This window comes from Pelosinus fermentans DSM 17108, from assembly GCF_000271485.2.
Classification (GTDB): domain Bacteria; phylum Bacillota; class Negativicutes; order DSM-13327; family DSM-13327; genus Pelosinus; species Pelosinus fermentans.
In genome coordinates this window covers 1,131,780-1,157,178 of sequence record NZ_AKVN02000001.1, presented here as the reverse complement: position 1 = coordinate 1,157,178, position 25,399 = coordinate 1,131,780, and the positions used below count along the sequence as shown (strand labels likewise).

Here is a 25,399-nt window from a genome sequence, read left to right as displayed (position 1 = left end):
TCTCCCCCTCTTATAATAGACCATCCTTTTTCATAGCCGCGATTTCATCTGCACTCAGGCCTAGAAAATCCTTATATACCTCTTCATTATGCTGACCAAGCAAGGGAGCCGGCGTTTTAATACAAGGTTTCGTATCCGAAAGTTTTATATGGCTGCCCGTAATTTTCATCTTGCCAGCTTTGGGATGATCCACTTCTACAAACATTTCCCGAGCACCAGCAATATGCGGATCATTGACAACTTGCTCGATATTATTAATCGGAGCTGCGGGAATACCAACTGCAAGCAATGCATCAACAATTTCCTTCACAGGTTTCGTAATTGTCCAAGCTTCGACAAGGACTTTTACCTCTTCATGCCGCTGTACCCGTTTCCAGTTGGTATCAAATTCAGCCTTTTCCCCCAATTCCGGCTGCCCCATAATGACACATAGTTTTTGCCATAACTTATCATTGGCAGCACCAATCACCAAACTCCCATCATTTGCTTTAAAAGAGTCATAGGGATAGGTAGACTCATATCGATTGCCAATCCGCTGAGGCAGGCGCCCTTCTACCAAGTAAATTTGATTAATAATTTCCATGCTTGCCACTGTTGCATCCACTAAGGAAACATCCACCTTCTGCCCATATCCTGTAACATCCCGATGACGCAAGGCAGCTAAAAGACCGATGGCAACGGAAAGTCCAGCCAAAATATCTGACATGGCCGTCCCCGTCCTTGTTGGTTCACCACCAGGCCAGCCTGTCGTACTCATAAGCCCGCTCATAGCCTGACCAATGATGTCATATCCTGCCCGATCTTTATACGGTCCATAATGACCAAACCCAGACACCGCTCCATAAACAATCTTTGGATTAACTTTTTTCAACTCTTCATAACCAAGCCCAAGTTTTTCCATGGTTCCTGGACGATAATTTTCTACTACAATGTCAGCCTTTTTTACCATCTCCAAAAAGATTTCTTTGCCTCGCCCCTTTAAGTTCAAAGTGACACCTTTTTTATTACGATTCAAATTCATGTAATAAGAACTTTCTCCATTTATAAATGGTCCGAATTGTCTACTGTCATCTCCACTTCCGGGAACCTCAATTTTGATTACCTCTGCTCCCATATCCGCCAACATCATCGTGGCAAAAGGTCCGGCAAGCACCCTCGTCAAATCTAAAACTTTTACTCCTGCTAATGCGCCATTATACTGCATCTGTAACTCCTCCTACCTGTTTAGTTTTTTTGAAAGGACTTCCCAATGTTCTTACTCTTCAGGCCGCCTATCACTATATGTTGCAAAAAGCATGCCAATACTAAAATCCTTAGTATTGGCATGCTTATCAAAAACCTTATTTCATTATTGAAACGTAACTTTCATTTTTTAATTCTAATCTTCTTTAATTCTTTTACTAATATTCCGTATCATTTTAGAAACATCAAATTCCACTATTGAAACGTTTTTTATTTATCGCTAATTTTACCCTTTCGCCACAAAGTAGTACGCCCAATCCCTAACTTTTTTGCCGCCAATTCTTGTCTTTGATCACATCTTGCCAGCATGGTATCAATGATTATTTTTTCCACTTGTTCAATTGCCGGCTTTAATCCCTGGTCTAAATCCACTTTGATCGCAATGGAATCATGATTGGGATTAGAGATGGAATCATACATCACTTTTTGCAGCATTTTTTCCAGGCTCCATTTTTTTTTTGAAATACTAATCATTAAGGATAAACGTTCCATAATATTATATAATTCCCGAATGTTGCCCGGCCAATCATATACAACCAATGAGGATTTTAGTTCCCGTGCTATGGCAGGGGAATCTAAATCTGTAGAAAACCGTTCCAAAAATGCCATGGCAAGCACAATAATATCCTCTTTTCGTTCCCTAAGAGGAGGTATTTTTAAATTAAATACATTCAAACGATAGTACAAATCCTCACGGAATTCACCTTGTTCCATTTTTTTCTCAAGATTTTTATTCGTGGCACTAATGATTCGAATATCAATGGGTATGATTTTATCCCCGCCGACTCGCATAATTTCTTTTTCTTGCAGCACCCGAAGCAGCCTTGCCTGCAAAGCTTTAGGAATTTCCCCAATCTCATCTAAGAAGATCGTCCCTTTATGAGCTAATTCAAATAATCCTTGTTTACCTTCTTTTTTGGCCCCCGTAAAAGCTCCGCCTTCATAGCCAAATAGTTCACTTTCCAGCAAATGCTCTGGTATGGCAGCGCAGTTAACAGCTACGAAGGGTCCGCTGCTGCGCCTGCTGTGACAATGGATGCTTTGTGAAAACAGCTCTTTTCCTGTGCCAGACTCCCCTTGGATCAGTACAGAAGAGTCCGTGGTGGCATACAAGACGGCCATCTCCTTTAGTTCAATCATGATAGGACTTATTGTCAAAATATCCTTGAAGGTATATTTGGCGATAAAGCCTTTGGCATGCATTTGTTTCCGAATTTGCTGCTCCAAATATTGAATTTTAGTCACATCTTCAAAGGTACTAACAACACCAAACCGTTTGCTGTCAACCAAAATCGGAATTCGGCTCGTTGCAATAATGCCGCCATTTACCTCCTGTAATTCCGCCATTTGCACCTCACCGCTCTCTAACACTTTGTGCATTTGCGTATTGGGAATCACATCCTGCACCTTTTTTCCCAGTACCTGTTCACTCGGGATGTTAAATATCCTCTGGGCTGCAGGGTTATATATCGTTACATATCCCATTTCATCTGTGGCAATAACACCCTGAACAACAGAATCCAATACCACTTTAATCCGAGCGGCTCTGCTGCGTTCCACACGCCTCAGCTCAGCTAAATTTACCGCTTCATACATGGAACGATAGAGCGCCTCCTCGCCGCACTCAATTAAAATACTTTCTAAATTATAGGTTTGAGCTAATCGTATCGCTAAAATACCTCCCATAACAAGGGCAATTCCTTTTTTCTTTGCATCCAGGATACCCGCTTCTATATCTTCCTGCAAATGAAACGTATACTCATAAATCTCTAATCCAAGCATTTTTTCGATATCACGAATACCAGACATTTTTTCTTTATAAGAAAATAATGCGATTTTTTTATAAAGTTTTTCCATACATTTTTTATTTTCAGATATAGAGCGCATTACATCAAATGGCGTAACAGGAATTGCCACCACCGGAATCTCAACTGCTTCTTTTATATATTCAGCAGTTCCGCCTCTGCTCAAAATCACATCGATCTGCGGCTCAATACTCTTTGCAATTATCGCCGCCTCGCCAAGAGCAGCTACTGTAATATACGGATCGAATCCGGCCCGTTCTGCTACCTGTTTAAATATCATGGACATCCCTGGATAGGTTGAAATTAAAGCCAGCCTTACTTTACTGCTATCTTGAACATCTTTCACCGTCTTTTGCCTCCCTGGTTTTTCCCCATTATATCCTTCGTCGATGTTACAAAAAAACCTTCCTGCCACGTTCTTTTAAAATAATAAAAAGCAGGCTCACAGAAGAGCCTGCTCTTGATTCATTCTTTTTGTCTTTCACGAAATTCCCGGTCCATTTCCCGTTTGGCATCCCGCTCAGCCATATCTTGACGTTTATCAAAGTTTTTCTTTCCTGTAGCCAATCCTAATTGCAATTTTGCTAAACCATGAGCAAAATACATTTTCAAAGGCACCAAGGTATATCCTTTTTCTTTGGTTTTACCAAGCAATTTATCAATTTCGCTGCGATGCATTAACAGCTTACGAACCCGCAGCGGTTCGTGGTTAAAGCGATTCCCTGCATCATAGGGACTAATATGGGCATTATGCAGCATGAGCTCGGATTTCTCAATCCTAGCATAGGCATCCTTTAAATTGGCCTTGCCCGCCCGCAGAGATTTCACCTCTGTCCCTGTCAGTACGATACCCGTTTCATAACTCTCATGTATATGATAGTCATGTCTGGCTTTCCTGTTTTCTGTAATGATTTTAATACTGGCTGTTGCATCTTTCAAAAAAACTCACCTCGATACCGCATTATCTCTTTACTTCTTCTTGGGCTTATTTCTTTTTGGTTTTGGTTTGGCACGGCTTACCACAACCTTCTTCGCCTTACTGCTCTTATTTTTCGCAGCAGAGACAGTTCTGCGGCCATTGCCAGCGCCCTCACTCTTCACACCATTTCCTTGAGGTCTTCCTCCGCTCGGTCTTCGATTTATCGATCGTTCAATCCAGGCGCTGTTGGACTCTAAGACAAAGTCGATGTTGCGCTCTTCCGGGCTGACTCTGGTGAGGATAACTTTTACTGCATCACCCAGACGATATATCTTATGACTGCGCTCACCAATTAAGGAATATTGTTCTTCCACATATTGATAATAGTCATCTTCCATACTGGATACACGTACTAAACCTTCTACTCCATTTTCCAGCTCTACAAAAATCCCAAAGGCCGTAACGCCGTTAATGATCCCGTCGAAATGCTCTCCTACAAACTGCGCCATATATTCTACGGTTTTCAGAGAAACAGTTTCCCGTTCTGCTTCTGCAGCCGCCCGCTCTCTTTCAGAGGAATGCAGGGCAATCTCCGGGAGCATGGCTGCTAATTTTGCTTTGCGCTTTGTTGATATATCTCCTGAATTAAAGGTCTCCCGCAGGATGCGATGTACAATTAAATCAGGATAACGTCGTATGGGGGATGTAAAATGAGTGTAGTAGGTTGCTGCCAATCCAAAGTGTCCCAGGTTCTGTGCTTCATAGCGAGCTTGCTTTAATGAGCGCAGCATAACCGTACTGATAATCCTTTCTTCTGGACGTCCTGAGATATGATTTAAAATTTTCTGCAAGGCAGCGGGCTGTACTTCATCTACCTTGGATAAGCTCTGCCCAAAATTATGCAATAGATTATTTAGTTTTACCATTTTTTCCGAATCCGGTTCTTCATGCACACGGAAAACAAAAGGAACCTTTAACTTATGCATATGCTCAGCCACAGTTTCATTTGCCACCAGCATAAATTCTTCAATGATGGATTCGGCTAGACTGCGGACTCGTTTTATAATCTCAATAGGTTTTCCCGTTTCATCTAATTTCACTTTTAGTTCCGGGAAGTCAAAATCGATGGCACCGCGGCGCATTCTTCGTTCCCGCAGGATTCGGCACAACCGCTCCATATTTTCTAATTGTCCCAGCAATTCCTGATGCTCATGAATTAATTCTTCATCATGCTCTACCAAAATCTTACGCACTACCGTATAGGAAAAACGTTTCTGTACTCTTATGACACTGGGGAATAATTCATACTTAACCACTTGTCCCTTATGGTCAATTTCCATATGAGCCGACATGGCCAAACGATCTTCCCCGGCATTGAGGCTGCAGATACCGTTTGACAAGCGGCGAGGCAGCATGGGCAATACACGGTCTACCAAATACACGCTGGTTCCCCGCTCACTGGCTTCTTTATCCAGTACCGTATTTTCACGAACATAATAACTGACGTCTGCAATGTAAACTCCCAGAAGATAGTTGCCATTCTTCAAACGTTCGACATATACCCCATCATCCAAATCCTTGGCATCTTCTCCATCAATGGTTACAATGGGCAAATGCCGCAGATCACGCCGACCGGATATTTCCTCTTCACTAATGGCATCTGGAGCATTCTCGGCAGCCTGGGCAACTTCAGCTGGAAAATCAATCGGCAAATTGTGCCTTTTGATAATGGAGAGAATTTCAATCCCGCTGTCTCCCGTATTCCCCAGAACTTCTATGATCTTGCCTTCAGCACTCCGTTTTTTCTCTGGCCATTTGGTGACTTCTACTACCACCTTTGCGCCACTCGGGACGATATTTTGTCCATCCTTGGGAATAAAAATATCCTGACCTAAACGAAGATCATCAGGAGTTACAAAACCAAAATTGCGGCTGGCTTCATAGGTTCCCACAATACGGGTATTAGCCCGTTTTACAATGCGGATGATTTCCCCATCCCGGGATTTGCCCTGCCCGCTCTGGGTGTGAACACGAACAACTACCCGATCATGATGCATGGCACTTAACATCCCGTCTGGAGGAATGAAAATATCTGTTTCATTGGGTGTTTTAACTTTTTCAGGAATTACAAAGCCATATCCCTTATTGCTGGCGCTTAACTTCCCTACTACTAAATTCATACGTTCAGGTACACCGTATTTATCATAGCGGGTTTTAATAATATCTGCATTACTTTCCAGCTCTTCAATAACCTTCCATAATTCGCTTAATTCTGTCCCCTTCAGCTCCATATGCTCGGCTAATTCTTCCGCAGTCAAAGGTTTATATGCTTCTGTTCTCATGAATTCTAAAATTTTTTCTTTTAATACTATCATGATGCTGTATCCTCCACCACTGCAATGGTGGCTTTACCTTCTGCGGTAACAGTCCCATCCGGCAGTGATAATTCACTCTTTATTTCGTACAGTTTACCACGCTGAGATACGATCCTGGCTCTTGCTGTCAATTGCTGTCCAAGGGGAGTCGGCTGACGAAACCGTACTTCCAAACGTGCTGTTACTGCATTAAAGCCTTTCATGTTAATGTAACGGGCCATGACTTCATCTAAAAGAGTACTGACAAGGCCGCCATGCATAATACCATCATATCCTTGGTGTTCCGGCTTTGCTGTAAATGTCGTACGATAGGTATCTTCCTCTTCTACAAATTCGAGTTTTAACCCGATTGGATTGTCCTTTCCGCAAGCAAAGCACCACTGATCCTTTAATTCCATTCGCATCACCTCAATTCTTTATTCAAAACCGTTACAAGTAAACCTAGAGATGTACTATGTCTTCATTTTTTTCACTTTGTAGAAAATCAATTATTTCCTCAAATACCTGTTCACGTTCTATGTCAAGAGTGACAATATGACCGGATTTCTCCAGCCAGACTAGTTTTTTTTCTGTACTGCCCACATGTTCGAAAATATAAGTCGCACTTCTTGGCTGTACAGTATGTTCAAAGCGAGCTTGTACTACTAATAAAGGCGTATTTATTGCAGGTAAACGCACATCCACATCTTCAATTAAATCCAGTAAACTGCTTAGACTGCTAAGAGGGGTAGCATTATAACCTACACAATACTGTGAGCCAACACCTGCAAAGGATTTACGTTTCTTCGGGACAAATTGATATAATACACGATATAGAGGCAGCATGTCCAAACGTTTGTCAGCAATGTAAATAGGAGTACTAAGAGAAACTGCCTTATTGACAGGATATTCCGCTGCCAGTTTTAAGGCTAATAACCCTCCCATGGATAATCCTACAACTGAAATTTCTTTACATACTGATCTTACTATATGATACCCATCTTCGACTCCGCTATACCACTGAGGCCATTTTGTTTTTGCTAATTCTTCCACTGTTGTTCCATGTCCAGTAAGTCGCGGTGCAAAAACAGTATAGCCTTCCTGATGCAATTTTTCACCAAGCAAGCGCATCTCAGCAGGTGAACCCGTGAAACCATGTAACAATAAAACACCTTTTTCACCGCCGAGTAAAAAAAATGGTTCTGCTCCCTCCATTATTGTCAAAAGCAAACCCCCCTAAAGTTATTGCTGTTGTTACAATTATACCATTTTATAGAATAAAAATTCTACCTGCCAGAAAGAAAACTTAATTAGATTCCAAATTATAGAAGGAATTGACTCCTATTTTCTTTTCCTGTAGTCGGATTATTCGGCGTATTTAGGCAACGGCAGGATAAAAACATATTCTCGTCGAAATGAAAAATTACTATTTTCTTCATAATGTTCTCAGCCAAGTAACAGGTACGTATAAATGACACAGCATTTTTATTATTGCCATTTATTTTCGCAATAATAATCTTAATTGGGTTAACATATAAATATACGACAGTATTATTAGAAAAAGGAAGGAATCATGATGCAGGTTTTAGAGCAAGTATTAGCTGCAAATCAAACTTTCACTAAGAATTTATCTGATCAATTTGTACACTATTTTTCTGAGCCCAGCAAATTACCGAAACGCCAATTGGCCATTTTTACTTGTATGGATACCAGGCTGGTGGACTTCTTAGAACCAGCAATGGGAATCAAACGTGGTGAAGCAAAAGTAATAAAAAATGCGGGTAATTCAGTTACTGGTCCATTTGAGGCCACGATTCGCAGCTTAATTGTAGGAATTTTTGAGCTAGGCGTAAAAGAAGTGTTCGTCATTGGTCATTTAGACTGTGGTGTTTCCCACACAACATCCCAGGGTCTTACGGAAAAAATGCTGGCTCGGGGAATATCCCCTGATGCAATCAAAATGATCGAAAAAGAATTAGAAGACTGGCTTGACAATTTTCATCATCCTATTAATAATGTAAAAGAAGTCGTTGAAAAAATCCGTAAAAACCCTCTCATTCCAAAAGATGTCCCCATCCACGGACTCATGTTTAATCCCCATACAGGAGAACTAGAGGTCGTTGTAAACGGCTACTAGAGACGCATAAAAAACATTTTGAAACGCGAAGACGCGAAGAATAGGAAGGACACGAAGCAGATATTCCCCCTTCGTAACCTTAACTCCCTTCGCATCTTCGCGTTTCCGTTTTTCCCCCAATAACTCTCCTCTCCGACATAGATATTGTGTTAGACAAGGTAATCCCCCTTGGGAAGGGATTGCTTCATTAGCACTCACAATGACAGAGAAAAAAAGCATTTTGAATTACGAAAACGCGAAGAGAACTAAGATCTCTTCGCGTCTTCGTGTTTCCGTTCTTTTTTATCTATGATAATAAAAGGGGCGCAATAATTAATGATATCGTACCCGCTACTTTGATTAGCGGATTCATTGCCGGTCCGGAAGTATCCTTAAAGGGATCACCCACTGTATCACCAATAACAGCGGCAGCATGGGCAGGTGTACCCTTACCGCCATATTTTCCTGTCTCAATATACTTTTTAGCATTATCCCAAGCCCCGCCAGCATTAGACATAAATAAGGCTAACAGAACCCCTGTTGCTGTTGCCCCTGCCAAAAAGCCAGCCAGCGCTTTAGCACCCATAAGAAAACCAACTACTAAAGGCATTCCTACGGCAAAGATACCTGGCATGAGCATCTCGCGAAGGGCAGCTTTGGTGCTAATATCCACGCAGGCTGCATAATCAGGACGACCAGTGCCTTCCATAATTCCAGGAATTTCTCTAAACTGCCGACGAACCTCTTCGATCATCTCAAATGCAGCTTTCCCTACTGCTTCCATAGTCATTGCACATACTAAGAAAGGCAGAGTTGCACCAAGGAAAAGTCCAATGATAACCGTAGGCTCTGTTAAATTGATAACCAGATGACCATTTACCAATAATCCGGATAATTTAGGATTCTTAGCAACTTCTTCACCAAAAGCCGTAAAAAGAGCCAATGCTGTTAAGGCCGCTGAGCCAATGGCAAAGCCTTTGGCAATAGCAGCGGTAGTATTACCTACAGCATCAAGTTTATCCGTTGTTTTACGCACCTCTGGTCCCAGTTCTGCCATTTCAGCAATACCGCCTGCATTATCGGCAACTGGGCCAAAAGAATCCACAGCAACTACCATACCTGCTGTACACAGCATCCCCATGGCTGCCATGGCAATACCGTAAATCCCTGCCTGATTAAACGCTACCCAAATCGCTGCAGAGAATACCACCATAGGAAGACCTGTACTTCTAAGACCAGTGGCAATACCTGCGATGATATTCGTGGCAGCCCCCGTCTGGCAGGCATCAGCAATATGCTGTGTTGGTGCTTTGGCACTGGAAGTATAATATTCGGTAATCATACCAACCAGTACATTAACCACTAAACCTGCTACAATGGCGATAAATATACCAAAACCTTTGTCACCAAAGATCATGGTGGATAAGGCATAAGCCATGATCGCTGTCAAAAAGTTGGTGCTCCACAATCCCCGATTCAGAGCAGCTTGGGGATCTCCATCTTCGCCTGTCCGCACTAAAAATATACTGACAATGGCAGCAAAAATACCAGCTGCACCAATTAATAAAGGAAACAATACTCCATTGACGCCATATAAGGTATTTCCGATTAACATGGCGGCAATCGCTGTAGCACCATAGGATTCGAATAAATCGGCTCCCATGCCTGCTGTATCGCCTACATTATCACCTACATTATCAGCAATAACGGCAGGATTGCGAGGATCATCCTCTGGAATACCGGCTTCAACTTTACCAACTAAATCCGCTCCCACATCTGCTGCTTTAGTAAAAATACCACCGCCGATACGGGCAAAGAATGCAATGGCACTGGCACCAAAGGCAAAACTATTAATCACCACAGGATCACCGAAGATTATGTACAATACAGATACACCTAATAAACCAAGACCTACGACAGACAGACCCATAACTGCTCCCGCTCTAAATGAAACGCTCAATGCTTTATTGAGACTATGGCGAGCAGCTTCTGTCGTCCTTGCGTTGGCCTTGGTTGTTGAAGTCATTCCCACATAACCGGCAACTGCCGAAAATACAGCCCCTACTAAAAAAGATACCGCTAATCTATAACCATCAACAAAGAATAAAACGGCAAAAATAATGACAGTAAAAGGAATTAGCGTCTTATACTGTCGATTGAGATAGGCCATTGCCCCTTCAAAAATAGCCTGGGACAACTCCTGCATTCTTTCATTACCAGAACTTTCACTAAGCACGCTATTCATAAAATATGCCGCAAATAGTAATGCTACTATTCCGGCCAGTGGCGCAATATACAATAAGTCCATTATAACAATTCCTCCCTATATTAAACAAATTTCTTCGTCACTAAGGTCCGGTGCTAAATGGTTAGGCATATACTTCTACATACTTTAATTGTACTGCATTACCTGTTCTATAAATTGTCGCATATCTGGTCCCGTATTGAAATGTTTAGCTCATCAGTTTTACTAAAATCAAAGTGATAATAGCAAATAACCCACCAAGGAACATGGTGATTTTGGATAAGGCTGCATCTAATCCTTTTTTCTGACCGCCTCCGAGTACACTATCAGCTCCTCCGCCGATTGAACCTGCTAGTCCTCCTCCTTTGCCTGACTGCAACACAACAACGGCAATCAATGCGATACAAATAATGGCTTCTAAAATCATTAAAAATGTAACCAATGTAATTATAACCCCCTAACATGTCTAGTAATTTTATTGTAACATACTCAAAATCAAATTGACAATGTTTTAACCACTTATTATTAAAATCTCCAGTATTTTGAATACATTTACTGCTACTTCTCCCATTATAGACAAAAAGCGCCTTGTCTATACCACCTAACAAAACATTTTGAAACGCGAAGATGCAAAGAGAATGAAGAACACGAAGTAAACATCATATCCCCTTCGTGATCTCAGTGTCCTTTGCATCTTCGCGTTTCCGTTGTTTTTACCCCAACGACTTCTTTTCCATCATAGATTCTATCGTAAATATAAAAGCACCGAACGGGCAGCAGTGCAGGCTGCTGACAGTTCGGTGTTTTTTTAAATAAACAATTATTTTAAGTTATAGAATACTTTGCGGCCTTTGTACTGGGAAATGGTGCTCAATTCTTCTTCAATGCAATGAAACCTCCATTTATTATCTTGCGTTAATTTCGCCGCTGTAAACTAGTCCGCGGGCTGCATCTACTGTTACAACCGCACCATCGGTTAAGCGTTCCGTAGCACCATCTGCACCCACAATCACCGGTATGCCTGCACTAATGCCTACAATTGCTGCATGTGAGGTCAAGCCACCTTCTTCTGCTATCACAGCTGACGCTTTGGCTGCATATTTTGCCGTTTCATCATCTACATGGGAAACCACTAGTATTTCGCCTTCTTTAAATTTGCTCTGCACATCTTTGATGGAATGGGCCACGCAAACTTTACCCGTTACGGCTGTTGCACCAATACCAACGCCTCGTAATAAAATGTTGCCTACTACATGCACGCGAATCATATTCGTTGTTCCTGTGCCCGTTGCATGAACACCAGCCGTAATTACAACTAAATCACCTTCATTGACAATTCCGGAGGCAACTGAACTGTTAATATCATTTTGTACCATTTCATCACTATTCTTTGTTGCTGATCGCAGCACTGGCTGTACACCCCATAGCAGAAGCATTTTTCGAACGGTTCTTTCATAAGGTGTTACCGCTACAATGTGAGCCAAAGGACGGTATTTGGATACCATTCTGGCACTGTAGCCGGTTTGGGTATCGGTAATAATGGAGGCTGCATTAAGTTCGTGTGCTACTTGTACCGTTGCATGACTGATGGCTTCTGTTGTGGTACGTTGGGTTAACACGCCTTTATTATGCAGGATTTCACTGTATTTTAACTCTTGTTCCGTACGTACTGCTATTTTGGACATCATTTGTACCGCTTCTACTGGGTAATCGCCGCTGGCTGTTTCACCACTGAGCATGATGGCATCCGTTCCATCCATAATGGCATTGGCAACATCACTGGCTTCTGCACGGGTAGGGCGAGGATTGTTGATCATTGATTCCAGCATTTGAGTGGCCGTAATAACAGGTTTGCCTAGTTTATTACATTTTTCAATGATCATTTTTTGTACCAATGGCACTTCTTCCGTTGGAATTTCTACTCCTAAATCACCTCGGGCAACCATGATTCCATCGGATACTTTTATGATTTCATCAATGTTTTTTACGCCTTCAGCATTTTCAATTTTAGAGATAATATGGATATCGGAGTTGGCTTCTTCCAATAATTTGCGAATGGTCAATACGTCAGCTGCTCTTTGGATAAAGGAGGCTGCAATAAAATCCATGCCTTCTTTGGCGGCAAATAATACGTCTTTAATATCTTGTTCGGATAAAGGGGGTAAATTGACCGATACACCAGGGGCTGCTACACGCTTGCGATTCCCAATCACACCTGTATTTAATACCGTAGTATGAATATCATCGCCTTCTACTTTATCAACGTGAAGACTAATCAGTCCATCCGATAGCAGGATTTGATTGCCGGCAGCTACTTCTTGGGGCAGGTGACGATGATTCACCGAGCAAATCTCTTTGGTGCCTTCTACATCTCGGGAGGTTAGGATAAATTTCTGACCTTGTTCAATGGTCACTTTGCCTTCTACGAAATTGCCAAGGCGCATTTCGGGTCCCTTGGTATCGAGTAATACGGCTACCGGAGTTTTCTTGGCTGCCGACGCGGCACGCAGCATGTTGATGCGAACACTGTGTTCTGCATGGTCACCATGGGAAAAATTGAAGCGCGCTACATTCATACCCGCCTCTATTAGTTTTTCCATGATTTCTTGCTTTCCTGTGCTAGGACCCATTGTACAAACAATTTTCGTCTTCTTGATCATGAGTTCACCATCCCATTTATTTTTATACCTACTTTGACAACGTGGCAGAGGCGTTTGGTTCCCAATTCAATGAGTTCTGCTCCACGCTCCATGCATTCTTCCAACGTCATCGGACCTGGTACCGTACTCATAACTCCATCTATACCATGCTGTAGAACATCTTCGTATCCCTGGCCTAAACCACCAGAAAGACACAATGTAGGAACATTATATTTTTCTGCCAATTTGGCTACCCCCACTGGGGCTTTTCCAAAAGCAGTCTGAAAATCTGTTCGTCCTTCTCCTGTAATAACCAGCTGGGCAGATTGAACTAAAGAGTCAAATCCAGTGGTTTCGAGAACAATTTCGACTCCAGGCCTAAGTGTCGCATTGGTGAAGAACAACAGCCCTGCACCAAGCCCACCAGCAGCACCTGCCCCTGGACACTCTGCTATCTCTTTACCAGTCACTTTGCTCACTTTACTGGCAAAATGCTTTAATGTTGCATCAAGCTCCTGCACCATTTCAGGAGTTGCTCCTTTTTGAGGACCATATACAGCAGTGGCTCCTTTTACGCCGCATAAAGGATTATCCACATCACAGGCAACGATGATCACAGCATCCTTTAATCGTACATCGAGCCCAGAAAGATCAACCCGATCCAACTTAGCCAAAGCAGCGCCTCCATAAGGCAGTTCTTGTCCATCAGCATCCAAAAACTTTCCGCCTAAGGCCTGAGCCATTCCGCATCCGCCATCATTCGTAGCGCTGCCGCCAATTCCAATAATAATTTTTTTCAAACCCTTTGCCAGAGCTGCTTGTATTAATTGACCCGTCCCATAGGTGGTGGTAATGCGAGGATCTTTTTTGTCATTGGGAACAAGAGGCAATCCAGAAGCAGATGCCATTTCGATAACAGCAGTTTTTCCATCCCCTAAAATTCCCCAATAGGATTGTATCGTATCACCAAGGGGACCCACTACATCCTGGTGTATAACCTGCCCGGCAGTAGCCGTAACAAGGGCCTCTACGGTACCTTCTCCACCATCAGCAATTGGTACTTTAATCACTTCTGCGTCAGGGAAAACTGCCTTAATTCCTTTTTCCATAGCGTTAGCAGTACCGACTGCTGATACACTTCCTTTATAAGAATCGGGAGCAACTACAATACGCATCTTCATCCATCCTTTCTCTTTATACTTTGGTGTATTCCAACTGATAGTACTATTGTATGTAAGAAATCAATCCATTACAATGATCAAAATATATAACAGATCTCCTTCTATGCCGCTGAATATTGTGCAAAGTATCTAATCAATGAGCAACAATAAATCCTACTATCAATCCTGGACTCTATAATAGAACAATCCTGAATAAGCTTGCCCCAATTAGTAGTTTTCACTATAATAAGTACAATGGAAACATTATTTGAGGGAATGCCCGCTGCCCGGTATTTATGAATCATATTGTACATTTTAACTAATCGAGGTGAATGCATTTGTTACTGACAAACAATCTAGCCCAACCCATCGTAGATCATATCATGCCGATTGCCCAGCAAAACATTAATATTATGGACAGCAGGGGTGTGATCATCGCTTCCGGGCATAAGCACAGGATCAATACCTTTCACCAAGGAGCAAAAGATGTAATCAACAGTCTTCAAATCGTAGAAATTTTTCCTGGCAATCTTGACCGATACACAGGATCACTGCCAGGTCTTAATATGCCTATTGTACTGCATGATCAAATCATCGGTGTAGTTGGTATTTCTGGTCATCCGGACAAAGTACGTGATATCGCCAGAATGGTGAAAATGGTAACAGAGCTAATCTTAGAACAGGAAGTCCTGCAAGAAGAGGTTCGCTCTCAATTTCAATTGCGGGAAACCTTTGCAGCGCTCCTCTTATCGGATCATGCAAGTACGAATTATGACAAATTGTTAAAAACCGCTAAACTGCTAAAATACGAGTTGTCTCTTCCCCGCTTGGTACTTGTAGTGGATATTGGACCTCTTCTTGATCATGCCCATAAAAATTTTGGCCTTAATGATTTGGTGTCATCCAGAACACGAGAAAGTATCATGAAATTATTATCCAATCCCTCTCATATCGCTCATCAGGATTTAGTTGTTTTCATCGAAGATAAGCTCATCATTCTTAAACATTTTGAATACAAGACATGGGAACTGTCTTATAAAACATGGGCCTCTGATCTGTTAAGACAATTGAACACGATGAACCTCTCCCTATGCCTGGGTTTAGGCAGCCTCGCTATGGAATACACCGCGTTAGGACAATCCTATCAAGAGGCTTTGTTTGCTCTGCATATGGCTACAAAGCAAGCTCCCCTTGCTGCCATACATGATTTTGATATCTTATCTTCTTATCTCATAAAGGAAATGAATGCAAAAGAACCTTGTCAGCCATTACAAATCATCAAAGCAAAGCTAACCACCAGTCTGACACGAAAGTATGATATGAAAAATACCATTGTTAGTTTACTCAACAATAACATGAATATTACCAGTACAGCAAAAAGTCTTTACATCCATCGCAACACCTTATTATTTCGCTTGAAAAAATTCAAAGAAATCACAGGCCTCGATCCATGCGGCTTTTTGAATCATGCGATACTGTGTAAAATATTATTTGAAGAGTAAAAAAATAAATATTTTAAAACGCGAAGATGCGAAGAGTATGAAGGACACGAAGTAAAGATACCGAACCGCAGAGGCACAGAGGGCCACAGAGAAAAGATAGATAGGGTTAAAATCCCCCTCAGCGTCCTCTGCGTCTCTGCGGTTAAATCGTTCTATTTGCCCTTTTTGTCATTGCGAACGTCAGCGAAGCAATCCCCTCCTTTGCCAAGAGATTGCTTCGCTGGCGCTCACAATGACAGGTAGATAGGATTATATAATATAAAAGCACCGAACGGGCAGCAGTGCAGGCTGCTGACAGTTCGGTGTTTATTTTTTGGAGAAAATTATTTTAAGTTATAGAATACTTTGCGGCCTTTGTACTGGGAGATCGTGCTCAATTCTTCTTCAATGCGAAGCAATTGATTGTATTTGGCAACACGGTCTGAACGGGTCGGTGCGCCAGTTTTAATTTGACCAGCATTTACTGCTACTGCGATATCCGCAATCGTGGAATCTTCCGTTTCACCGGAACGATGGGAAATTACGCAAGTATAGCCTGCGCGTTTTGCCATTTCAATGGTATCGAAGGTTTCCGTTAGGGAACCGATTTGATTTACTTTAATCAAAATGGAGTTGGCAGTGCTGGTTTCAATGCCCCGAACTAGACGCTCAGTGTTCGTAACAAATAAATCATCACCGACGATTTGAATTTTGCTGCCTAATTTTTCTGTCATCAGCTTCCAGCCAGCCCAGTCATCTTCGGACATACCATCTTCAATGGAGATGATTGGGTATTTAGCTACTAATTGGCTATAGAATTCAACCATTTCTTCCGAGGTTTTGACAACGCCTTCACCAGCAAGGTTGTATTTACCGTCTTTGTAAATTTCAGATGCAGCTACATCAAGAGCCAGGCAGAAATCTTCACCTGGTTTGTAACCAGCTTTGCTGATCGCCTGAACGATGACTTCCAGGGCTTGTTCATTGGAAGTCAGGTTCGGAGCAAAGCCGCCTTCATCACCAATAGCAGTGTTAAGACCAAGACCTTTTAATACGCTTTTCAGGGTATGATAGACTTCCGCACACATGCGGAGGGCTTCGGCAAAGCTCGGTGCGCCAACAGGCATAATCATGAATTCCTGAATGTCTACGTTATTGTCGGCATGTGCGCCGCCATTTAAGATGTTCATCATCGGTACGGGCAGTTCTTTGGCATTAAAGCCGCCAAGGTATTGGTATAAAGGTAAGCCAACAGCAGTGGCAGCTGCTTTTGCTACTGCCATGGATACGCCAAGAATGGCATTGGCTCCTAATTCGGATTTGTTAGCAGTGCCGTCCAGTTCGATCATCGCTTGGTCAATACCCACTTGATCAAATACATTCATGCCTACTACTTCAGCAGCAATGCGATTGTTCACGTTGTCTACTGCTTTTAGTACGCCTTTGCCTTGGTAGCGTGCTTTGTCGCCGTCACGAAGTTCTACGGCTTCATGAACGCCTGTGGAAGCTCCCGAGGGAACTGCTGCACGACCCATTATACCGTCTTCAATCACTACATCTACTTCTACCGTAGGGTTGCCACGGGAATCCATTATTTCTCTTGCTATAACGTCTGTAATTATCATTTATTTGAACCTCCATTTATTTTATTAAAGATTTTCCAGTCATTTCAGCAGGAATTTCAACACCCGCCAAAGTTAAAATCGTAGGGGCAATATCTGCCAAACTGCCTTTGTGCAAGGCAGCACCACGATGTTTTTCCGATACCAAGATCAGAGGCACTTCATTCGTAGTATGGGCTGTAAAGGGCTCACATGTAACATGGTCAAGCATTTTTTCTGCATTACCGTGATCAGCAGTAATGAGAGTAATCCCTCCCTGGCTACGCATGGTTTCCACAATACGTCCAACACAAACATCAACAGCAGACACAGCTTTCATTGCCGCATCTAGTTTTCCTGTATGTCCTACCATATCCGTATTGGCAAAGTTCAAGATAATCACATCAAACTTACCTGATTTTATCGCATCAATAAGTTTATCAGTGACTTCAAAGGCACTCATTTCCGGCTGTAAGTCATACGTTGCTACTTTCGGGGAAGGAACTAAAATACGTTCTTCACCTTGATAGGGTTTTTCTTCTCCGCCATTAAAGAAAAATGTGACATGAGCATATTTTTCTGTTTCCGCAATTCTCAATTGCGTCAATCCAACATTTTCCAACACTTGACCCAGGGTATTTTTTAAGAATTGAGGCTTATAGGCAATCGATGCTTCCAGCGTTTCATCATACTGTGTCATGCAGGCAAAGTATAATGGCAGCCGACCACCGCAGCGGGCAAAACCATCAAAGTTTTCGTCTACAAAAACACGGGTAATTTCCCGGGCACGATCAGGGCGGAAGTTAAAGAAAATAACGCTGTCTTTTGCTTTAACGCCGCAATCACCGCATCCATCAATTACCGATGGCAAAACAAACTCATCTGTTTTACCCTCTTTATAAGATTCGGCAACCGCATCAATGGCAGAAGTTGTATGTACACCTTCACGGCAAACCATAGCATTATATGCTTTTTCGATTCGTTCCCACCGTTTATCCCGATCCATGGCGTAATAACGTCCGGCAACTGTTGCAATACGACCAACACCGATTTCCCTGATTTTTTCTTCCAAGGCTTTGATATACTCAATTCCGCTGGAAGGTGGTACATCACGGCCATCTAGGAAGGCATGGATATATACCTTTTTCAAATTATAGCGTTTTGCTAATTCTAAAAGGGCATATAAATGATCATTGTGACTATGAACGCCTCCATCTGATAAAAGCCCCATTAAGTGCAAGGCACTATCATTCACGATAGCTTCTTCCACTGCCTTTACCAGAATTGGATTTGTAAAAAAGAATCCTTCACGGATTTCTTTGGTAATACGAGTTAATTCCTGATAAACAACTCTACCTGCACCAATATTTAAATGACCTACCTCTGAATTGCCCATTTGTCCTTCAGGTAATCCTACCGCTTCGCCAGAGCAAGTTAATGTTGTTGTCGGATATAATTCCGATAGCAGTTTCATATGAGGTGGTTCAGAGCGGACAATTGCATTATATCCGTCTTTCTCATCTCCCAGGCCCCAACCATCTAAAATTACTAGTGCAATTGGTGCTTTTAATTTACTCACCAAAACGCCTCCTAAAATTTAACGATTTTACTAAAGCCTGCAGCGTCAAGACTTGCACCACCAACTAATGCGCCGTCAATATCGCTTTTGCCCATTAATTCTGCAATATTATCAGCTTTTACGCTGCCGCCGTATTGGATACGGGTTTTATCAGCAGTATCTTGTCCAAAGACTTCCCCTACCGTACGACGAATAAAGGCACATACTTCATTCGCTTGATCAGCAGTTGCAGTGCGTCCAGTACCAATTGCCCAGATAGGCTCATAAGCAATGACTAGGCTGGCTACCTGATCTTTTGTCAGACCTTCTAAAGCAGCTTTTACTTGCTTGCCAACAAGTACTTCGGTTGTTCCCGCTTCCCGTTCTTCTAAGGATTCGCCAACACATACAATCGGTACTAATTTGCCTTCCAAAGCAGCTTTCACTTTTTTGTTCACCGATTCATCTGTTTCAGCAAAATATTGACGACGCTCAGAATGTCCTACAAGTACATACTCGCAGCAGACATCACGCAGCATCTCTGCTGTCACTTCACCTGTGAAAGCACCTTTCTTTTCCCAATGCAAGTTTTGAGCACCTAAGTGAATATTCGTGCCATGCAGTGCATTTGCTACAGCAGTTAATGTAGTAAAAGTAGGGCAAACTACAATGTCAACATCTTTTGCATCAGCAGTTAATTTACCAAGTTCCTGCACTAATGCCACACCCTGGCTGCTTGTATTATGTAACTTCCAGTTACCCGCAATAATTGGTTTACGCATCTTGTAATCCTCCATTATCATTTTTGATATGTTCATAAGAAACACTTCGCGTCTTAAAAGATAAAACCTTTGAACCGCGAAGCCGCAAAGGACACAAAGGGTTTATTTGTTTTTTACCCCTTCGTGTTCTTCGTGAATCTTCGTGCCTTCGCGGTTCACAACTTCTTTATTCTGTCTGTGCTTACTTATCAGCTAAAGCTGCGATGCCTGGGAGTACTTTACCTTCCAGGAATTCTAAGGATGCACCGCCGCCAGTGGAGATGTGGGTAATCTTATCCGCTAAGCCCACTTTTTCTAATGCCGCAATGGAGTCGCCGCCGCCTACAATGCTGGTTGCCTTAGATGCTGCAACTGCTTTAGCTACTGTTTCCGTGCCATTTGCAAAAGCATCCATTTCAAATACGCCCATTGGTCCGTTCCATACGATGGTTTGAGCTGTTTCTACGGCTTTCGCATATACCGTTGCTGTTTCAGGTCCAATATCAAGAGCCATCCACTCACTGTCAATGTTAGCAACTGCTACCGCTTTATGCTGGGCATCTGCAGCAAATTTATCCGCAATCACGACATCAGTAGGTAAAAGTAAGCTTACACCCCGTTCTTTAGCCGTAACAATCAGACTTTTTGCCAATTCCACCTTATCAGCTTCCAGCAGCGATTTTCCAATATTATAACCTTGGGCAGCAAGGAATGTATTGGCCATACCGCCGCCAATGATTAGCGTATCCACTTTCTTCAATAAATTCTCAATTACGCCGATTTTATCAGAAACCTTTGCCCCGCCAATAATCGCTACAAAAGGGTGAGTAGGATTTGCTACGGTTTGACCTACGAACAAAATTTCCTTTTCCATGAGGAAACCAGCTACTGCAGGCAGATATTTCGTAATTCCTTCTACAGAAGCGTGTGCCCGGTGAGATACACCAAAGGCATCATTAACAGCTACATCCGCTAGGCTTGCCAATTGACGAGAAAATTCCGGATCGTTCTTTTCTTCGGCTTTATGATAGCGAAGATTTTCTAACATCAAAATCTGACCTGGCTGCAAGGCTTTCGCTTTTGCTTCTGCCTCGGAACCAACACAATCAGATGCAATGGCTACTTCCTGGCCAAGTAAATCGGAAAGTCGTTTTGCCACAGGTGCTAGGGAAAAGGCAGGCACTACTTCACCTTTCGGGCGTCCTAAGTGGCTGGCAATAATAATCGCAGCATTTTGTGACAATAAATATTTTAATGTTGGCAAAGTAGCACGAATGCGAGTATCTTCTGTGATATTACCCGCTTTGTCCATGGGAACATTGTAATCTACACGAATAAAGACTTTCTTTCCCGCTACATCAATGTCTCTAATAGACTTTTTATTCAACATTTTTGTTTCTCCTTAAAAATATTGCCCGGCCCAAAAAGGCCGGGCCGTAAGATCTTTTAATAATTATGCAAGTTCAGCAAAATACTTAATAGTACGAACCATTTGGCTTGTGTAGCTGCTTTCATTATCATACCAAGAAACAGTCTGGACTTGCGTCAATCCGTTATCAATAGGAGCTACCATAGTTTGTGTAGCATCGAACAAGGAACCATATCTGATACCAACGATATCACTGGATACCAATTCATCTTCCGTGTAACCGAAAGATTCATCAGCTGCTGCTTTCATAGCTGCATTGACTTGTTCTTTGGTAACTGTGCCTTCAACAACTGATATTAAAATCGTAGTAGAACCGGTTGGGGTTGGAACACGTTGTGCTGAACCGATTAATTTACCGTTTAATTCAGGAATAACTAAACCGATTGCTTTAGCAGCCCCAGTAGAGTTAGGAACAATATTAACTGCTGCAGCACGGGATCTTCTGAGGTCACCATTTCTCTGAGGGCCGTCAAGAGTCATTTGATCACCAGTATAAGCGTGGATTGTGGACATAATACCACTCTTAATTGGAGCCAAATCGTTAAGTGCCTTAGCCATAGGAGCTAAGCAGTTTGTCGTGCAAGAAGCTGCAGAAATAACTGTATCGCTAGCTTTTAATATATCGTGGTTTACATTAAAAACAACAGTAGGCAGATCATTTCCTGCTGGAGCAGAGATAACTACTTTTTTAGCGCCAGCTTTGATATGCGCAGAAGCTTTTTCTTTGGAAGTATAGAAACCTGTGCATTCAAGAACAACGTCTACACCAATTTCACCCCAAGGCAGTTCTTCTGCTTTTGCTGATTTATAGATTTTGATTTCTTTGCCGTCAATAGTGATAGAATCCTCACCTGCAGTTACTTTGCTGGCTAGAGCATAAGTTCCCTGAGTTGAATCATATTTCAATAAGTGTGCCAGCATTTTAGGGCTTGTTAAGTCATTGATTGCAACAACATCATATCCTTCTGCCCCGAACATTTGCCTAAATGCAAGACGTCCAATACGCCCGAAACCATTGATCGCTACTTTTACTGCCATTGTTAAAAATACCTCCCAATTATAATTTATTTATTTTCGCCTAATACCATTCCATAGGATATGCCATTAGGGCTTATATAATACTCTGAATGGCTTTGGCTGCAGATTCGTCTGTAATCAGCACATCCTGCCCACCGGCATTCGTAACAGCCACAATGGCCTCTGCTTTCCTTTGGCCTCCTGCTACAGCTACTACTACACCGATATCCGCCAAATCATCCAGATGTAACCCCACACTGCTTGTAATATAAATGTTTTTACCTTCTACGGTACAATAATGCCCTAATGCCTCGCCAACAGCACCGCTATTGATGAGTTTAGAAACAAATTCCTCATCAAACCCTCGGCGAACAGCCATTTCCTGCGCTTGACCAATGCCATGTATCAGAACATCTGCATGTTTAATCATATCTGCTACAGTAAGAATATTGCTATTATTAGCCACCATCACACCGAGCATTTCTTCACTGATCCCCTCAGGCACATGAATCATACGATATTTGCCGCCTAATTTGGTAGCCATAGCAGCTGCAATGGTATTGGCCTGGTTCTCTACTTTCTCCCCAAGCCCGCCCCGGGCTGGAACAACAGTAACAGAAGGCTGAGTAAAATGAATAGCTTCTGCCACATTGGCCATAATGGTTCCGCCGCTTACCGCAACAATCATATCATTCTTATTTAAATGTTGAGCCAGTACATTAGCAGCAGCACGCCCTAATTCCCTGCGTACCCCAGTGTCACTATCGCTGTCACCAGGAATAATAATGACTTGTTTAAGTCCTAGCTTTTCCGAAAGTTCATCTTCTAATGTCGTTAGTCCATGAAGAGCTTTGATATATTCAGATAAATCTTTCAGCAACAACTGACCTTCCAACGTGATTGTCATGCCCATTTGAGAGAAATCTACCAATCCAGCATTCTTCAAAAATTCTACCTGGGCACGCACCACCCGCTCGCCTTTTTCTAACATGGCGGCTAATGCTCTTCGCCCCACAGGTTCACTATGCTGAATGGATCTCAAAATATCATATCGTTCTTCAATGGCTGCAATAAATTCAGGAGCAATTTTACGCTGAAGCTGGACGGCTTTTTTCCACATGACCTCTTCCTTCGGGACATTTAACGTCCCCATGGCACAATTTTTGTCCCATCTTGTCAAAAAAATATACTACCAGCGAAGGTACATTATTTCTAATATACTAACTTCGCCATACAATAAGTAACTCCTGCTAGTTTTAACAAAAATTACGAGAAAAATTGTAAACAATTTTCAAACTATTACCGTGCGTTAATTTCGCCGCTGTAAACTAGTCCGCGAGCTGCATCTACTGTTACAACCGCACCATCGGTTAAGCGTTCCGTAGCACCATCTGCACCCACAATCACCGGTATGCCTGCACTAATGCCTACAATTGCTGCATGTGAGGTCAAGCCGCCTTCTTCTGCTATCACAGCTGACGCTTTGGCTGCATATTTTGCCGTTTCATCATCCACATGGGAAACCACTAGTATTTCGCCTTCTTTAAATTTGCTCTGCACATCTTTGATGGAATGGGCTATACAAACTTTACCCGTTACTGCTGTTGCGCCAATACCAACGCCTCGTAATAAAATGTTGCCTACTACATGCACCCGAATCATATTCGTCGTTCCTGTGCCTGTTGCATGAACACCTGCCGTAATTACCACTAAGTCACCTTCACTGACAATTCCAGAGGCAACTGCACTGTTAATATCATTTTGCACCATTTCATCACTATTTTTTGATGCGGCACGAAGAACTGGCTGTACACCCCATAGCAGAAGCATTTTACGAACGGTTCTTTCATAAGGCGTTACCGCTACAATGTGAGCCAAAGGACGGTATTTGGATACCATTCTGGCACTGTAGCCGGTTTGGGTATCTGTAATAATAGACGCTGCACTGAGTTCATGAGCCACTTGTACCGTTGCATGACTGATGGCTTCCGTTGTGGTACGCTGGGTTAACATGCCTTTATTATGCAGAATTTCACTGTACTTTAAGCCTTGTTCCGTACGTACTGCTATTTTTGACATCATTTCTACTGCTTCTACTGGATAATCGCCGCTGGCGGTTTCACCACTGAGCATGATGGCATCCGTTCCATCCAGAATGGCATTTGCAACATCACTGGCTTCTGCACGGGTAGGGCGAGGATTGTTGATCATGGATTCCAGCATTTGAGTAGCGGTAATTACAGGTTTGCCTAGCTTATTACACTTTTCAATGATCATTTTCTGCACCAATGGAACTTCTTCCGTTGGAATTTCTACTCCTAAATCACCTCGGGCAACCATAATTCCATCGGATACTTTAATGATTTCATCAATGTTTTTTACGCCTTCGGCATTTTCAATTTTAGAGATAATATGGATATCGGAGTTGGCTTCTTCCAATAATTTGCGAATGGTCAATACGTCAGCTGCTCTTTGGATAAAGGAGGCTGCAATAAAATCCATGCCTTCTTTGGCAGCAAACAATACGTCTTTAATATCTTGTTCCGATAAAGGGGGTAAATTGACCGATACACCTGGGGCTGCTACACGTTTGCGATTCCCAATCACACCCGTATTTAATACCGTAGTATGAATATCATCTCCTTCTACTTTATCAACTTGAAGACAAATCAGTCCATCGGATAGCAGAATTTGATTGCCGGCAGCTACTTCTTGGGGCAAATGACGATGATTCACGGAGCAAATCTCTTTTGTTCCTTCTATGTCTCTGGAGGTTAGGATAAATTTTTGACCTTGTTCAATGGTCACTTTGCCTTCTACAAAATTGCCAAGGCGCATTTCGGGTCCCTTGGTATCAAGTAATACGGCTACCGGAGTTTTCTTGGCTGCCGACGCGGCACGCAGCATGTTGATACGAACACTGTGTTCTGCATGGTCACCATGGGAAAAATTAAAGCGCGCTACATTCATACCCGCCTCTATTAGTTTTTCCATGATTTCTTGCTTTCCTGTGCTAGGACCCATTGTACATACAATTTTCGTCTTCTTGATCATACTACTACATTCACACTC

The 25,399-nt window shown here is 42.4% G+C and carries 19 protein-coding genes; 2 read left to right on the top strand and 17 right to left on the bottom strand.

Translation table 11 applies throughout. From position 1 onward, the window contains the following. Nucleotides 1-10: 10 nt before the first annotated feature. The 6 genes from FR7_RS05075 to FR7_RS05050 form a co-directional block, all read right to left on the bottom strand. Entirely contained in the window at nucleotides 11-1,204 is a 1,194-nt protein-coding gene (locus FR7_RS05075) for a CaiB/BaiF CoA transferase family protein (protein WP_007932201.1), read from the bottom strand. A 248-nt stretch (nucleotides 1,205-1,452) separates the two neighbouring features. Then, a complete protein-coding gene (locus FR7_RS05070; RefSeq protein WP_007932202.1) occupies nucleotides 1,453-3,393 on the bottom strand; it encodes a sigma-54-dependent Fis family transcriptional regulator in 1,941 nt (646 codons plus the stop codon). Nucleotides 3,394-3,512: 119 nt separating this feature from the next. Next, nucleotides 3,513-3,986 (bottom strand): SsrA-binding protein SmpB, encoded by a 474-nt coding sequence (smpB, locus tag FR7_RS05065; RefSeq protein WP_007932203.1) that lies wholly within the window; start codon nucleotides 3,984-3,986, stop codon nucleotides 3,513-3,515. A 30-nt stretch (nucleotides 3,987-4,016) separates the two neighbouring features. Continuing rightward, nucleotides 4,017-6,341, bottom strand: a complete 2,325-nt coding sequence (gene rnr, locus FR7_RS05060) for a ribonuclease R (protein ID WP_007932204.1) — start codon at nucleotides 6,339-6,341, stop codon at nucleotides 4,017-4,019. After that, nucleotides 6,338-6,739, bottom strand: a complete 402-nt coding sequence (locus FR7_RS05055) for a PaaI family thioesterase (protein ID WP_007932205.1) — start codon at nucleotides 6,737-6,739, stop codon at nucleotides 6,338-6,340. The genes rnr and FR7_RS05055 overlap by 4 nt, the downstream gene beginning before the upstream one ends. Before the next feature lie 43 nt (nucleotides 6,740-6,782). After that, on the bottom strand, nucleotides 6,783-7,544 hold the full coding sequence (locus tag FR7_RS05050; RefSeq protein ID WP_007932206.1) for an alpha/beta hydrolase: 762 nt from the start codon (nucleotides 7,542-7,544) through the stop codon (nucleotides 6,783-6,785). A gap of 352 nt (nucleotides 7,545-7,896) precedes the next feature. Between FR7_RS05050 and FR7_RS05045 the strand changes: the two genes are divergently transcribed. After that, a complete protein-coding gene (locus FR7_RS05045; RefSeq protein WP_007948097.1) occupies nucleotides 7,897-8,457 on the top strand; it encodes a beta-class carbonic anhydrase in 561 nt (186 codons plus the stop codon). A gap of 286 nt (nucleotides 8,458-8,743) precedes the next feature. On the opposite strand, the gene FR7_RS05040 is transcribed toward FR7_RS05045, so the two are convergent. From FR7_RS05040 to FR7_RS05025, 4 genes are all read right to left on the bottom strand, one after another. Next, nucleotides 8,744-10,744, bottom strand: coding sequence for a sodium-translocating pyrophosphatase (locus FR7_RS05040; protein ID WP_007950378.1), 2,001 nt, complete (start codon nucleotides 10,742-10,744; stop codon nucleotides 8,744-8,746). A gap of 145 nt (nucleotides 10,745-10,889) precedes the next feature. Further along, nucleotides 10,890-11,123, bottom strand: coding sequence for a preprotein translocase subunit SecG (secG, locus tag FR7_RS05035; RefSeq protein WP_007949994.1), 234 nt, complete (start codon nucleotides 11,121-11,123; stop codon nucleotides 10,890-10,892). A gap of 463 nt (nucleotides 11,124-11,586) precedes the next feature. Next, nucleotides 11,587-13,341 (bottom strand): pyruvate kinase, encoded by a 1,755-nt coding sequence (gene pyk / locus FR7_RS05030; protein WP_007950377.1) that lies wholly within the window; start codon nucleotides 13,339-13,341, stop codon nucleotides 11,587-11,589. Next, complete coding sequence (locus FR7_RS05025) at nucleotides 13,338-14,495, bottom strand: glycerate kinase (RefSeq protein ID WP_007950376.1); 1,158 nt, start codon at nucleotides 14,493-14,495, stop codon at nucleotides 13,338-13,340. Before FR7_RS05025 ends, pyk (FR7_RS05030) begins: the two co-directional genes overlap by 4 nt. 323 nt (nucleotides 14,496-14,818) lie before the next feature. On the opposite strand from FR7_RS05025, the gene FR7_RS05020 reads away from it, so the two are divergent. Then, the gene (locus FR7_RS05020; RefSeq protein ID WP_007947775.1) at nucleotides 14,819-15,982 is read left to right on the top strand and encodes a CdaR family transcriptional regulator; all 1,164 of its coding nucleotides are present in this window, start codon (nucleotides 14,819-14,821) and stop codon (nucleotides 15,980-15,982) included. A 323-nt stretch (nucleotides 15,983-16,305) separates the two neighbouring features. On the opposite strand, the gene eno is transcribed toward FR7_RS05020, so the two are convergent. The 7 genes from eno to pyk (FR7_RS04985) form a co-directional block, all read right to left on the bottom strand. Next, nucleotides 16,306-17,586 carry a phosphopyruvate hydratase gene (gene eno, locus FR7_RS05015; RefSeq protein ID WP_007932221.1) on the bottom strand — a complete coding sequence of 427 codons (1,281 nt, stop codon included), beginning with the start codon at nucleotides 17,584-17,586 and terminating at the stop codon, nucleotides 16,306-16,308. Nucleotides 17,587-17,602: 16 nt separating this feature from the next. Further along, nucleotides 17,603-19,141: a 2,3-bisphosphoglycerate-independent phosphoglycerate mutase gene (gpmI, locus tag FR7_RS05010; protein ID WP_007946716.1), complete on the bottom strand. Its 1,539-nt coding sequence runs from the start codon at nucleotides 19,139-19,141 to the stop codon at nucleotides 17,603-17,605. 11 nt (nucleotides 19,142-19,152) lie between these two features. Beyond that, nucleotides 19,153-19,902, bottom strand: coding sequence for a triose-phosphate isomerase (gene tpiA, locus FR7_RS05005; protein WP_007946717.1), 750 nt, complete (start codon nucleotides 19,900-19,902; stop codon nucleotides 19,153-19,155). Nucleotides 19,903-20,083: 181 nt separating this feature from the next. Further along, complete coding sequence (locus tag FR7_RS05000; RefSeq protein WP_007950375.1) at nucleotides 20,084-21,271, bottom strand: phosphoglycerate kinase; 1,188 nt, start codon at nucleotides 21,269-21,271, stop codon at nucleotides 20,084-20,086. 63 nt (nucleotides 21,272-21,334) lie between these two features. Next, the gene (gene gap / locus FR7_RS04995) at nucleotides 21,335-22,348 is read right to left on the bottom strand and encodes a type I glyceraldehyde-3-phosphate dehydrogenase (protein WP_007932230.1); all 1,014 of its coding nucleotides are present in this window, start codon (nucleotides 22,346-22,348) and stop codon (nucleotides 21,335-21,337) included. Nucleotides 22,349-22,421: 73 nt separating this feature from the next. Next, a complete protein-coding gene (locus tag FR7_RS04990) occupies nucleotides 22,422-23,507 on the bottom strand; it encodes a sugar-binding transcriptional regulator (RefSeq protein ID WP_237769502.1) in 1,086 nt (361 codons plus the stop codon). Nucleotides 23,508-23,626: 119 nt separating this feature from the next. Further along, entirely contained in the window at nucleotides 23,627-25,381 is a 1,755-nt protein-coding gene (pyk, locus tag FR7_RS04985) for a pyruvate kinase (protein ID WP_007950372.1), read from the bottom strand. Nucleotides 25,382-25,399: the final 18 nt, after the last annotated feature.

Bases quoted from the DNA above. Each gene is read 5' to 3' on its own strand.
- tpiA (WP_007946717.1), bottom strand. From the start codon at position 19,902: ATGCGTAAACCAATTATTGCGGGTAACTGGAAGTTACATAATACAAGC.
- FR7_RS05075 (WP_007932201.1), bottom strand. From the start codon at position 1,204: ATGCAGTATAATGGCGCATTAGCAGGAGTAAAAGTTTTAGATTTGACG.
- rnr (WP_007932204.1), bottom strand. From the start codon at position 6,341: ATGATAGTATTAAAAGAAAAAATTTTAGAATTCATGAGAACAGAAGCA.
- FR7_RS05045 (WP_007948097.1), top strand. From the start codon at position 7,897: ATGCAGGTTTTAGAGCAAGTATTAGCTGCAAATCAAACTTTCACTAAG.
- eno (WP_007932221.1), bottom strand. From the start codon at position 17,586: ATGATAATTACAGACGTTATAGCAAGAGAAATAATGGATTCCCGTGGC.
- gap (WP_007932230.1), bottom strand. From the start codon at position 22,348: ATGGCAGTAAAAGTAGCGATCAATGGTTTCGGGCGTATTGGACGTCTT.
- FR7_RS05000 (WP_007950375.1), bottom strand. From the start codon at position 21,271: ATGTTGAATAAAAAGTCTATTAGAGACATTGATGTAGCGGGAAAGAAA.
- pyk (WP_007950377.1), bottom strand. From the start codon at position 13,341: ATGATCAAGAAGACGAAAATTGTTTGTACAATGGGTCCTAGCACAGGA.
- FR7_RS05025 (WP_007950376.1), bottom strand. From the start codon at position 14,495: ATGCGTATTGTAGTTGCTCCCGATTCTTATAAAGGAAGTGTATCAGCA.
- FR7_RS05040 (WP_007950378.1), bottom strand. From the start codon at position 10,744: ATGGACTTATTGTATATTGCGCCACTGGCCGGAATAGTAGCATTACTA.
- pyk (WP_007950372.1), bottom strand. From the start codon at position 25,381: ATGATCAAGAAGACGAAAATTGTATGTACAATGGGTCCTAGCACAGGA.
- FR7_RS05055 (WP_007932205.1), bottom strand. From the start codon at position 6,739: ATGGAATTAAAGGATCAGTGGTGCTTTGCTTGCGGAAAGGACAATCCA.